Annotated in this window: 11 protein-coding genes; 4 read left to right on the forward strand and 7 right to left on the reverse strand. The window is 47.3% G+C overall.

Annotated features, from left to right (window positions below; translation table 11 throughout):
* Positions 1-115: 115 nt before the first annotated feature.
* From QGP82_RS11775 to QGP82_RS11795, 5 genes are all read right to left on the reverse strand, one after another.
* A complete protein-coding gene (locus tag QGP82_RS11775; protein WP_499059282.1) occupies positions 116-1,324 on the reverse strand; it encodes a hypothetical protein in 1,209 nt (402 codons plus the stop codon).
* A gap of 100 nt (positions 1,325-1,424) precedes the next feature.
* A complete protein-coding gene (locus QGP82_RS11780) occupies positions 1,425-3,071 on the reverse strand; it encodes an RluA family pseudouridine synthase (RefSeq protein ID WP_499059284.1) in 1,647 nt (548 codons plus the stop codon).
* A 7-nt stretch (positions 3,072-3,078) separates the two neighbouring features.
* Positions 3,079-4,635 carry an apolipoprotein N-acyltransferase gene (lnt, locus tag QGP82_RS11785; RefSeq protein WP_499059285.1) on the reverse strand — a complete coding sequence of 519 codons (1,557 nt, stop codon included), beginning with the start codon at positions 4,633-4,635 and terminating at the stop codon, positions 3,079-3,081.
* Positions 4,636-4,677: 42 nt separating this feature from the next.
* The gene (locus tag QGP82_RS11790; protein ID WP_163661755.1) at positions 4,678-5,439 is read right to left on the reverse strand and encodes a phosphoadenylyl-sulfate reductase; all 762 of its coding nucleotides are present in this window, start codon (positions 5,437-5,439) and stop codon (positions 4,678-4,680) included.
* 171 nt (positions 5,440-5,610) lie between these two features.
* Positions 5,611-6,390 (reverse strand): class I SAM-dependent methyltransferase, encoded by a 780-nt coding sequence (locus QGP82_RS11795; protein ID WP_499059287.1) that lies wholly within the window; start codon positions 6,388-6,390, stop codon positions 5,611-5,613.
* A 105-nt stretch (positions 6,391-6,495) separates the two neighbouring features.
* On the opposite strand from QGP82_RS11795, the gene QGP82_RS11800 reads away from it, so the two are divergent.
* A complete protein-coding gene (locus QGP82_RS11800) occupies positions 6,496-7,407 on the forward strand; it encodes a LysR family transcriptional regulator (RefSeq protein WP_163661457.1) in 912 nt (303 codons plus the stop codon).
* Here QGP82_RS11800 and QGP82_RS11805 read toward each other — a convergent pair.
* Complete coding sequence (locus tag QGP82_RS11805; RefSeq protein WP_163661459.1) at positions 7,373-9,037, reverse strand: Ppx/GppA phosphatase family protein; 1,665 nt, start codon at positions 9,035-9,037, stop codon at positions 7,373-7,375. The genes QGP82_RS11800 and QGP82_RS11805 overlap by 35 nt on opposite strands.
* Positions 9,038-9,330: 293 nt before the next feature.
* Between QGP82_RS11805 and QGP82_RS11810 the strand changes: the two genes are divergently transcribed.
* Positions 9,331-10,017, forward strand: a complete 687-nt coding sequence (locus tag QGP82_RS11810; RefSeq protein ID WP_163661460.1) for a Bax inhibitor-1/YccA family protein — start codon at positions 9,331-9,333, stop codon at positions 10,015-10,017.
* A 143-nt stretch (positions 10,018-10,160) separates the two neighbouring features.
* On the opposite strand, the gene QGP82_RS11815 is transcribed toward QGP82_RS11810, so the two are convergent.
* Entirely contained in the window at positions 10,161-10,769 is a 609-nt protein-coding gene (locus tag QGP82_RS11815; protein ID WP_163661462.1) for a nucleotide-binding protein, read from the reverse strand.
* Positions 10,770-10,843: 74 nt separating this feature from the next.
* Here QGP82_RS11815 and tsaE point away from each other — a divergent pair, with 74 nt between their 5' ends.
* On the forward strand, positions 10,844-11,389 hold the full coding sequence (gene tsaE / locus QGP82_RS11820; RefSeq protein ID WP_499059291.1) for a tRNA (adenosine(37)-N6)-threonylcarbamoyltransferase complex ATPase subunit type 1 TsaE: 546 nt from the start codon (positions 10,844-10,846) through the stop codon (positions 11,387-11,389).
* Complete coding sequence (locus QGP82_RS11825) at positions 11,364-11,819, forward strand: EVE domain-containing protein (protein WP_163661464.1); 456 nt, start codon at positions 11,364-11,366, stop codon at positions 11,817-11,819. Before tsaE ends, QGP82_RS11825 begins: the two co-directional genes overlap by 26 nt.
* Positions 11,820-11,831: the final 12 nt, after the last annotated feature.

The following is an 11,831-nucleotide window of genomic DNA, read 5'->3' on the forward strand; positions in this document are numbered from 1 at the left end:
ATATATGGGCTGATTCGGCCTTGAAGTTGATCGCTCTCAAACCGAATAAACGGCTCTATTTTCAACGGGGTTTTCTCGCTCTGTCCCTTATGGAACATGCTTTATAGCTACGCTGTCACCCTTTAAGGGCAAGTTCAGTCGAATCCCCAAACGTTGGTCCAAAATTAGAAACACTATAAACTCGATAGGGAGATGCCTGATCATACAGAACTTTGTTAAAGAGTTTAGTAATGTCTTCAGGTGTAACTCTGTAAGAGTCATTAGGTCCTTCAGGATTTCCTCCGTAGGAATTTCGTTGATAGTAAGTACGATCATTTACTTTTGCTGATAAAATCGCATCGTAATACAAAGAGTCGTCATTAGCTAAAGGTCGATAGCGATCACCATGTTCGCTTGACTCTGCTAATCTCCTATAAGCTTCTAAAATCACTCTAGACTCTTCGTTGACTTCCAACTGGACCTCAAAGTTGTCAATAGGCGTATCAACTACATCATTTTTCAGTAGCATTTCTGCAACAGCATTATGTATGGCTAGGAGGTAATCTTCTGGCTGTTTAGAATAACTGCGCAGGTCAATGAGTAATGCTCTGTTGTAATAGTTGAGAAATTGGATGGGATGAGCAATTTCCTCCTGTCTCAGTGCTTCTGTCAGCTTTGTATGATTTTCTTCAGAGAGAATCTCTGCAGCATTAAAGTTTTCAAGTTCGGGAGCTAGTATCTCAGCTGAGAGCTGTTCGTCTAGACTCATCCAGCTTGCCGCCTGTTGATGCAGGGCAAGTTCCGAAGCAATTTCTTCGGAATCAATCTGTGAGTGTAGCTGACGGTAAACTCTCTCGGTAAGTAAATCAGCTGTATTCAGCTGGTTTAACAAGTGGTATAGCCGCTCCTCTAAATCATTTACATGAGAGTTCTGCCTAGCAGTCAACTGTTCAAAGAAACTCTGTAATTGCTGCAAATCATCTTCACTAGGCCCCTCTGTAGCATTTAACCGATCCATTAAATGGCGTAGCTGCTCCACCTCATCCACTGACATCAGGATATCTGCATAACCAGACTCCACTCCTAGATCGAGTCTATATCCGCCTAAACTGCGTTGACTCAAGTCGTCAGCCATACGCTGTAAAATAGCAGCGCGTGATTTATCGTAGCCTTGTGCTAAAGCTGCTCTTAGCTCTTGATAGGTGGCTTCGTTCAAAAGACCCATCTGATTTAGAGTTTGGATACTATCTTGTGTCATTTGGAGCTTTCCCGATGGTAATGCTTCCACCACAAAAACTAGAGTCATCAACAGCATCGCGGCCCCTAGCAAGACCCTGAGCTTCATATCCTGACACCTCCAATAGAGCCTTACCTTATATTAATATATAGTACATTTGAATTGATTGAATTGCTGCTAATTCACATCCACAGTCCAATCAGATTATCTAAAATTGCAATTCACACCTAAACTGCAATCGCTTTTGCGTAACCGGATGAATAAACTGTAGCGATGTAGCATGCAAGTGCAAGCGCTTTGTCTGGTTTACCTCACCATATAACGAATCTCCTAAAATGGGCGAATTCAGGCCTTGAGGAGAGGCTGCATGAACCCGTAGCTGATGTGTTCGACCTGTTTGAGGCATAAACTTCACCCTGGGGTGGTTGCCTGTTTGCAACACTTCAAAGTGGGTCACGCTAGGTTTTCCGTATTCTATATTCACAGATTGTTTAGGTCGCTCATCAGGGTTACCCCAAAGCGGTAAATCAATCACACCAGCCGTCTTACCAATTGGACAACTGAGAATAGCCTCATAGGTTTTATGTACCTGATGTTTAGCAAACTGTCGGCCTAATTCTTTATGGGCACTGGGAGATTTTGCTAGGACTAAAATACCAGATGTGGCCTGATCCAGACGATGAACAACTTGCAAAAAGTCATAATCAGGCAACTGATAACGAAAACGACTCAGCACGCTGTCCTGGAGATCATGTCTGCGCCCCGGAACCGACAGCAAACCCGCAGGTTTGTCGACCACAATTATCGCATCATCTTGATAGAGAATAGGAAGAGGCACAGCCTCCGCTACTAATATCGGTTTCACCGGCATCCGCGCAATGCGCATCAGGATTTGGCAATCTTTAGGGGAAGCCCCATAAAATTGTCCTGTATAGAAATCTTCTTTTGGCTCTCCCCACCAAAACTCTGCCATGGCAAGAGGCTGTAAAGCATGGGTAACTGCGTAATGTAAAAGTTTGGCAGCAGCCCGTTGGCAGACTTGCTCCAGAGAAGAACTAAAAATACCGCTATCTATAGCTCTTTCCAACAAGACTTCGCCTTCTCCCAATCTTTCAGTTGCATAAGCAACTTGCATTTGGACCTGCCATTGCCGAGAAAGTGTACTGTACTGCTGTTTGAGTTTCTGTATTTGTTGATCGACTTGGGTAATTTCCTCAATAAGAGATGCGAGTGCCCGATCACGCTCCTGCTTCAAGCGACGGCGTTCAAGGCTATCTTGTTGACTCTCTCGCTTGAGTTCATTGAGGGCATTGGTAAGGGTATCTCCTTGTAAGGTGCTGTAATAGTGGGTGCGTTTGCGATCGCGCCCCAGTTTTCTCTTACGATGCCTTACTTTTAGCTGCTTTACTTGGACCTCATAGCCCTGTAACACTTGCTGATAAGTCATGCGTATGGGCAACTGGTCAAGGATAATCAGCTCACGTTTTAGCTGGTCAAGCGTCGCCAAAGTTTGATCTTCAATGAGCGCTATTCGAGCCTGATTAGATAATGGAGGCACCCAACCCGACACTTGACCTCGACCATCCATCACTCCGGAGAACCCCTTAAGCACCCCCTTATCACCGGTTGCTGTCTGTACCAGGAGCACACCGTATAAGTTACCTTCTGACAGATACTCAGGTGCGGTGACAAGACATTGCATTAGCCCCCTAGCGATTGACTCAATTTCACCCGTGCGAGGTACCTGCCAGACAACATCTGTTTCGGAACACTGAGCCGTGTATGTATAACGAGGTATAGAAGTCGCGGAATCACCTACCGTCAACTCTGATGGGGCATGCAGAAATAGTCCCATAGCTCAGTTAGGGCAATGCTAGCAAGCATAACATCCATCCAGTGCTGGCTAATAGCAACACAGGCACCAACCAAGTCCCCCACTGTACATATAGTGTCTGTGTATTACGTCGATAAATAGTTTCCACTTGGGTGTCAAAGGTCATCGGCTCTGACATCCATTGCGCTCGTCCATGGGGATCTACCACAGATGATAACCCCGTATTCGTACTCCGCGCTACCCAACGATCTGTCGAAATCGCTTGAATAACATCCTGCCCATGGTGTTGTGCCATCATGCGAGGCGGATAGGGATCGTTATTGGATACGGTGAGAATAAACTGGCCTCCCTGACGCACCTGATGACGAAAGATCCAACCATAGGCAGAGTCATAGCAAATGCCCACTGCCGCCTGCCCCAGGGATGTTTCAAATTGTTGGTCCAGCTGGCCTGGGAGCAAATTGGTGCCAATGGCCGAAAGCTGACGTACTAAATTGCCCAAAACAGATGCCAGCGGAATATATTCTCCCAGAGGAACTAATTTGATTTTGTTGTACTGAGTAGTTCCTCTAGGAGAAATTGCCAGCAGACTTTGGTGAAGATAGGTGGGTTTATCGGGTGCTTTGGTAAACGTGCCCAACCATAGGGGAATGCCTGTTTGGGCTACGGCTTCACCAAAGACACTTGTATCTGGGTTCCAGATGGTAGGGATGGCAGCCTCCGGCGTTAGGACAGCATCCACACCTGTAGCGACTAGCTGCCGATAGCTACTTAGGTAACGGTCATCAGCACGACGAAGACCTGACAGCGTTAGCTTTTCTCGACTCGGGATATTTCCCTGGATCACACCCACTTTGATGGCTTCTGCCGATTGGTCTTGCAAAGGTTGCTGATAAAGACCCCAGCCAATGAGGTGCGCGATCGCAAAAACCCCCAGCGCCATCACCAACCAGCGACGATAGTCAGCACTCCGTTGCCAGATTTTTGCCGCAGCTACTGCCAATATCCCATTCACCGCCACAATAGCCGCCGTAATTGTCAAATGCCCTGATAGCCGAGCTAAATGAACAATTACCAAATTGCCGGGGCTCTGGGTAATTGCTAAAGACGTCCAATATAGTGGGCCCATGCTCCACAGTGCCTCAACACCGCACCATAGAGCTGTACCCACAAAAATTCGACCAGCATTACCCAAAGTCGCGACTCGATTTAGGGCCGCCATCCCCATGGCCCAAGTAATGACGATCCCGGCTCCCCAAAGCGTGACAAACGTGTAGGCAAAGAGTGCGATCGCAACACTTCCTAACCACGGTATTCCCAACCACATCATAGGATGCAAGTGCAGCACCCACTCCAACATGGTGCCGTGATAACCCACACCCCAAATCAGCGCGCATAAAGCACTGTGGCGCAGTCCTATCCCTCGATGGATCATCAACCAAAGAGGTACTAGCGCCACCCAAGCCAAGGGCCAAGCAGGCCACACCCCCATTAAAATCCCTGCAATCAGCAGACCTATATACTTTGGCCTTTGATCAGGTTTAGATTTTAAGGTTAAAGGCTCAGCCCAGTGAGATATCGCCATCCTATACAGACGCTACATGCAACGTTTCGCCAATCCCTTAACCTACAACGAACTCGAATTTAAACTATCGGCTTCTCCCTGGGTTTGTGGTAAATGCAGATGCAAGCCACATTCCTGCTTCAATCCCTTGAAGCGGGTTGCCCGCTCATCGCCATCATCATCCGTCATCGGACGGCTTGAATGCCAATCCCCCACCGTCACATATCCTTGATCAAACAAAGGATGGTAAGGCAAATCGAACGTGGTCAAATACTTATACACATCCCGTGAATGCCAGGACAAAATTGGATGTAGCTTGTAAATATCATTCTGCTGAGCAATCCGGCCTAAGGTTTGGCGATGGGATGTTTGATTTGCTCGCAATCCTGCCAGCCAGGCCCTAGCCCCCAGATCTTTAAGCGCCCGCTGCATAGGCTCCACCTTGCGAATATAGTCGTATCGGTTCAGCGCCTCGACATTATCTTGATCCCACAGTCGTCCATGGAGAGCTTCCATGCGAGCCGGACTCATGGGCGACTGATAAACCTTAAGATTCAGGCCCAGACGCTGGGTTAGTTCCTCAGCAAAGCGGTAAGTTTCTACAGGTAGATAACCCGTATCAACCCAAATGACTGGAATATTGGGCATCACCTGAGTAACTAGATGCAACATGACAGCTGACTGAATGCCAAAGCTGGTGCTCATTACCAGGGATTCCCCAAAGGTTTCAGCTCCCCAAGAAACAAGCTCAGCAGCATCCATGCCATCTAAGGTTTTATTGAGTGCTTCAAGATCTAGCTCGCTTTCTAGCACTACATTTGCCATAGTTTCAGCCGCTCCGTGATGCCGATGTGAGGTGTCATAACTTCCATGGTAAACACGTTCTCGTTGCACGCAGGGTACAACATTATGAATTACGCTTAATACCATAGAGACCTGCCCCATCATCGCATCATAATGGAAAGGCTTTCTTAAATTTGTTCAGATAAACCAGTCCTAAGCAGGCTTGTGGGACTGTTTAACTGCAACCAGGCGCAGTCGACGATAATCTGCTATCCATTGGTTACCATCGTACATTTGCGATCGCAAAAGACTTTCCACATCTTGAATGACAGATTCTATGGTCATTTCATTCAAACCTACAAAAAGATTGCTACCAAACATTTTGAGCCAGTTGGCTAAGCCTTGAGTACCGTCATTTAAGGGCGTCGGTCGATCGATTAAGGCGGCAAACGTCACGTCTAAACCATGGCTTTCTAGCAAGTGAGCATATTCGCCAATACTCGGGAAATACCAGGGGCAGAGTTTTTTCTGCTGTCTGACGGTTTCCACCGCCCCCACAATAGCTTGTACGTTGCCCTTGCCACCAAATTCAACGACCAATTTTCCACCAGGTTTTAAGGCATTAGCCATAGCCTGAACAGCTTGCTCTGGTGGCTTAACCCAGTGCAGCGCCGCATTGGAAAAGATGCCATCCACCGGCTGTGCCACTACAAAATTACGAGCATCAGCGATGGCAAAGGATAGCTGTGGATATTGCTGCTGAGCCTTAGCAACCATGGCAGCATCTGAGTCAATCCCACTGACAACAGCCCCCGTTTCTGCCAGCGCATGGGTCAGTTCCCCCGTGCCACAACCCAGGTCAAGGATCTGTTGCCCCGACTGCGGACTGAGTAAATCAATCAGAGCTGCACCATATTCCCAAACAAAGCTGTGCTGATTTTGGTAGCGATCAGTATCCCAAACGTGATGGGCATAAACGGTATCGGAAGCCATAGCAACTGGATTTGAAACGATATCTCAAAACTATGGGCAAGCTATTGAGATGTCCAATATATTTTTTAGTATCTATTGATATCTAGAAAGTATTAGAAACCCATTATGGAATTACGGCATCTTCGTTACTTTTTGGCAGTGGCTGAAGAGCTACATTTTGGTCGAGCTGCAGGTCGTTTACAGATGGCTCAGCCTCCCCTAAGTCAACAGATTAAACAACTCGAAATTGAGCTAGGCGTACAACTCTTTGCACGAACGCGGCGCAAGGTATCCTTAACGGCGGCGGGACAAGTACTTCAGCAAGAAGCTCAACAACTTCTACAACAGTTAGAACAGGCTGTCAGCAAGACGCAACAAGCTAGCCGTGGAGAGTTGGGAAGACTTGCGATCGCATTTGTTAGCTCTGCCATGTACAGCCTCTTACCTGACTACCTAAAACAGTTTCGAGAACAATATCCCCATGTGGAAATTGTTCTCCATGAACTCTCCACCCAAGAACAGATTCAAGGATTGTTAGATAGCCGACTGGATATTGGCTTTATGCGTCCCCCTGTGGATCATCCAACTCTACAGGCAAAGCCAGTTTTACAAGAATCATTAGTGGTCGCCTTACCGTTGGGTCATCGACTTGCCTCACAACCAAATCTTTCTATCCAAGAGTTACAGGGAGAGTTATTTGTATTGTTCCCTAGGGCCATGGCTACCCGGCTGTACGATCAAATCATTAGCCTGTGCCACCAAGGGGGTTTTAGTCCCACCGTGGCCCAGCAAGCGGCTCAAATGCAAACAATTTTAAGCCTTGTCACCGCTGAAATCGGTGTGGCAATTGTGCCTGAGTCGTTACAGAATCTCCAGCGCCGAGGGGTATGTTTCATTCCCTTTCAAGAAACGACTCCCCAGTCTGAAGTATGTGTCGTTTGGCAACAAAACCAGATAGCTCAGACGACCCATACCTTTTTGCAAGGAATATGGACATGGGGTATTAAGCCTGGTGACGCACCTGCAGTTGCAAATTAAACTCCTGTTCAAAGCAAGCTTTTTTGTCATTAGCACTCCAGATTTCTAGCTCACAGGCATCGTTAGCATGGGTGGGGATAAAGCTTAGAGTTAAGGTATGAGCTTTTGAATCATAGGTGGTTTGAAAACTTGCGATCGCACCTAGCCGCCGCCGATCCAGACCAACCGCTACCCGCAACATAGCGCTGAGCTGACTGACAATCTTACGACTCTTCTTAGTCAAGTCTTTATAGGGATCATGCTTGATCTTGGGTGCGCTCTTGCGATGGTAACGAGCAATGTTAGCAATCAGCTCAATCTCAGTGCTGGTGAAACCCAGTAATTCACCATTCCGGATTAAGTAATAAGAATGCTTATGGTGGGCTCCATGACTGACAAAATGACCGCAATTATGGAGCATAGCTGCTGCCCACAGAATCTCACGTTCCAGAGGTCCCCACTGATGCAAAACACCACGGGTTTGATCAAATAAGGCTAATGCAAATTTGGCTACTAACTCACTGTGGGGTTTATCAACCCGATACTTATGGGCGGCTTTCATAACGCTCCGCTCCCGTACCGATTGTTGATACTGCATCCGGTCTTCAATAAGACCATGGGTGAGCATCCAGTCCACAACCAAGCCTTCTCGCAAGGCATGTTCACAGATGGTGATCCGATCCACACCTAGCATCCGCATTGCTTCCTGTAGAATCACGGCTCCAGGCACAATGATCTCAGCTCGTCGAGACGACATTTCTGGCAGCTTAAGCCGTTCACTAAAACTCATGCGGCGCAGCTTTTGGATACAGCGTTCTAGCTCATTCATGGCCATGGTATACCCATTCATGCGAACAGGAACTGAACCCAACTGATCAATGGCTGTCAAAATAGCCAGGGACTCAATCGTGCCAGATGTGCCCACCAATGACAGGGGTTCGCCATCCACCAGCTTAGCCTTCAGCGCATCGATATTGGGCTCAAGCCGCCCCCGCACATAGGCCTGCAACTGCAAAAACTCTTCGGTACTAATGGGATTGGTGGTCACCATTCGCGCATTCAGCCTAACGGCCCCCACCTTAGTACTGCTGAGAAATCGATGACGTTCCCCAGTACCCAAAATGATCTCAGTGGAACCACCACCAATATCGATAATGGCGTGGGGCTGACCATTGAGTTCCATGCCAGACAGCACACCCAAGTAAATGCGTCGGGCCTCTTCAAGGCCAGAAATTAGGTTGATATCCAAACCAACGTCTTGTTTTACCCGATCAATAAATACTTGACCGTTGTTCGCTTCACGGGTAGCACTGGTGGCTACCGTGACAATATCGTCAGCATGGTGACTATTGGCAATTTGTTTACACCGTTTCAAGGCAGCAATACCTCGCTCCATGGCTTCGTCTGACAAACAATTAGTGCCAGGACGAAAATTACCAAGGCGGACAGTATCTTTCTCACGACCAATAATAGTAAATGCGGGCAACTCTGGTTGAATTTTGACAACAACCATATGAACTGAGTTGGTTCCCACATCAATAGCGGCTAAGATTCGATCTTCCTGAAGCGATTGACGTAGTTCAATCGAGGTGTCTGAAAGACTAGGAACATAGACCATAGAGTCTAAGGGGGCAGTGGCTGAATCAACCATCGTGAGTATTGCACAGGGTGTTATTCATCATACATTTCCAGTACTTTTACCGAAATCAGCAATGCAAGAGCTTATTGTCAGCTTCATATCCTAAATTGGCATTTTTGTATCCTAAACTACATTACGATTAATATTTTCCTATGCATTACGTAGTGGCCAAACAGCTACTGTGCATGGAGAAGCTGTACATTGAGCAAGTATGTTAGCCTCTGAGAGAGGTATCGCTGATTGACAGTGCGCAGTTTGCATGCAATCAGACTAATTAACTTTTTGCCTACAGGAGGCATTTGTGCATGGTTATGGTGGCTCAGGCTCGCCCCAGTGAGCGAGCGGAATTTATTAAACGTACCTACACCCATCTTGCTGGGGCCGTTGGTGCGTTTGTAGTGGTTGAATTTTTATTTTTTCAGCTAGGTATTGCTCGTTTTCTCGCCAATGTATTCCTCGGAGGGGGTCGATTTGGTTGGCTGGCACTGCTGGGTGGTTTTGCGTTATTAGGCTATCTGGCTAGTAATATGGCCGCCAAAGCTGACGATGTTAATGCGCAGTATACGGGTTTGGGTCTTTACGTTGTAGGTGAGGCCATTATCTTCGCCCCCCTACTCTATATGGCGGTCGCCTTTTCAGATCCAACTGTCCTACCTACTGCAGGCATTATTACCCTGTTCCTATTCGGTGGGTTGACCGCAGTCGCATTCACCTCCGGCAAGGACTTCGCTTTTTTAGGCGGCATTCTTAAAGTCGGTGGCATGGTAGCTCTGGGCCTCATTGTTTGTAGCCTGCTGTTTGGCTTCTCCCTGGGGCTATTCTTCTCTTTCTTTATGGTGGCTTTTGCGGCCGCAGCGATTTTGTACAAAACATCCAATGTGATGCATCGCTATTCCACAAATCAACACGTGGCAGCATCCTTAGAATTATTTGCTGCGGTCATGCTCTTGTTCTGGTATGTGTTACGCATCTTGATGTCTTCCCGCCGCTAAGGAAGTATAACTATCCAATTTGCAATGCAAAAATACGGAGCCCTGGCCAGAAGGTCAGGGCTCTTGTCTATTAGTCGGCACCATAAATAGATTCAGATTCCTGTTGACCAAGCAGTGTCACCATTACCCTCTGTCTTTAAAAATTACAGCCCTTTCACCAAATTAAGAATCTCATTCCCAACTGCTTCATAATCTTGCCACCCTCGTTCAGACCGCTGATCTTTGACAGCATAAACTGGTATGCCTTGCATAGCGGCTTTTTGGAACGCAGCTAAACGAGCTATTCCCACATCAAAGGTCGGAATATCAGCTTCCTTAAGCAACTTTTTGACTTCGTCACCTGCACGGCTGGGTTTAGGGGGTATCGCAGTAATCAAAATCCGATACTGGTTAGTCTGAATGGATTTGAGATATTCAATGGTCAACACCAGAGCATCCAGGGACAAAATATCTGGCATGGTGGGTAGCACGAGTAAATCACAGGTATTGGCTAAGGCGGCTAAATCTTCAGTAGTCGGTCGAGCCTGCGTATCAATAATGACATGCCCATAAGATTCAGTTTGGGCTTCGGCCTGCCACTGATCCACCACTTCAAACGGTAATTCACCACGACTGGCCCACCCCAACGCTGAGCAGTTGGGGTCAGCATCAATGAGTAATGTTCTTCCTTTTCCTTGGAAAAATGCGGCCAAGTGAATGGCAGTGGTAGTTTTGCCAACGCCACCCTTGAAGCTGGCGACCGTGATAATCATGCAGTGTTGCCTATCCTGAACTCGGTGTGAACTCGCTATTAGATTAACGATACAGTTGGAGGGTTGCCCATCCAATGGCAGTTACCATACCTCAGTCCCGCTTAACCTTAGCAATGTCAACCGCTCTTTCAATTCAGTTACCAGACTTGAGAGCTACCCATCGGCTGGGATGGCTGATGGGTCAACACTTGCCAGTAGAAACAGTGCTCTTGTTATCAGGTCCTTTAGGTAGCGGCAAAACCACCTTTACTCAAGGCTTAGGGGCAGGTTTAGGTATTGAGCAAACCATTGACAGTCCCACATTCACGTTGATTAATGAGTACTTGACGGGTCGAGTCCCCCTGTACCATGTCGATTTGTATCGTTTGGACAGTATGGGAGTGGATGGTCTTTATCTAGAAACCTATTGGGATGGGGAAGAGGTAGCCCCCGGAATAGTAGTGATTGAGTGGGCCGAACGTCTACGGTATTTGCCGAATAAGCCAATTACGCTTAATTTAGCCTATGCAGGCGATGGGCGTTGCGCCGAAGTTAACTGGCCCCGTGGTTGGCACGATAGCGTATGGAATGACCTACAGGAGGTAGTAAAGCACGATGAAGTACTGGTTGATGAAGTCTGAACCAGATGTGTATAGCATTGATGACTTGGAGCGCGATCGCAACGAAGTTTGGGATGGTGTGCGTAACTATCAGGCTCGCAACTTTCTCAAGTCTATGAAAATGGACGACATCGCCTTCTTTTACCACTCCAATACAAAGCCCCCTGGTATTGCTGGTCTGATGAAAATCAGTGAAGAAATGGTGGTTGATCCCACCCAGTTTGATGAAACCAATAAATATTACGATCCCAAATCCACGCCCGCAGATCCTCGATGGCATACGGTTACCGTTAGTTACATTGAGACTTTCCAGCACTACATCAGCCTCGATGAGCTCAAAGGTAATTTTGAACCCGACGAACTGCAAGTGGTTAAACGAGGTAATCGGTTATCGGTCATGCCAGTCACCGACGATGTGGCAAAACGAATATTAGCACTCGCTAAGGGGTGACATCTCTTATGT

It is taken from the genome of Leptothoe sp. LEGE 181152 (assembly GCF_032906605.1).
Taxonomy (GTDB): Bacteria; Cyanobacteriota; Cyanobacteriia; order Phormidesmidales; family Phormidesmidaceae; genus Leptothoe; species Leptothoe turfae.

Coding starts and splice junctions, on each gene's coding strand:
- tsaE (WP_499059291.1), top strand. CDS start 10,844: ATGGCAGTTACCATACCTCAGTCCCGCTTAACCTTAGCAATGTCAACC.
- QGP82_RS11815 (WP_163661462.1), bottom strand. CDS start 10,769: ATGATTATCACGGTCGCCAGCTTCAAGGGTGGCGTTGGCAAAACTACC.
- QGP82_RS11795 (WP_499059287.1), bottom strand. CDS start 6,390: ATGGCTTCCGATACCGTTTATGCCCATCACGTTTGGGATACTGATCGC.
- QGP82_RS11790 (WP_163661755.1), bottom strand. CDS start 5,439: ATGGCAAATGTAGTGCTAGAAAGCGAGCTAGATCTTGAAGCACTCAAT.
- QGP82_RS11825 (WP_163661464.1), top strand. CDS start 11,364: ATGAAGTACTGGTTGATGAAGTCTGAACCAGATGTGTATAGCATTGAT.
- QGP82_RS11775 (WP_499059282.1), bottom strand. CDS start 1,324: ATGAAGCTCAGGGTCTTGCTAGGGGCCGCGATGCTGTTGATGACTCTA.
- lnt (WP_499059285.1), bottom strand. CDS start 4,635: ATGGCGATATCTCACTGGGCTGAGCCTTTAACCTTAAAATCTAAACCT.
- QGP82_RS11810 (WP_163661460.1), top strand. CDS start 9,331: ATGGTTATGGTGGCTCAGGCTCGCCCCAGTGAGCGAGCGGAATTTATT.
- QGP82_RS11805 (WP_163661459.1), bottom strand. CDS start 9,037: ATGGTTGATTCAGCCACTGCCCCCTTAGACTCTATGGTCTATGTTCCT.
- QGP82_RS11780 (WP_499059284.1), bottom strand. CDS start 3,071: ATGGGACTATTTCTGCATGCCCCATCAGAGTTGACGGTAGGTGATTCC.
- QGP82_RS11800 (WP_163661457.1), top strand. CDS start 6,496: ATGGAATTACGGCATCTTCGTTACTTTTTGGCAGTGGCTGAAGAGCTA.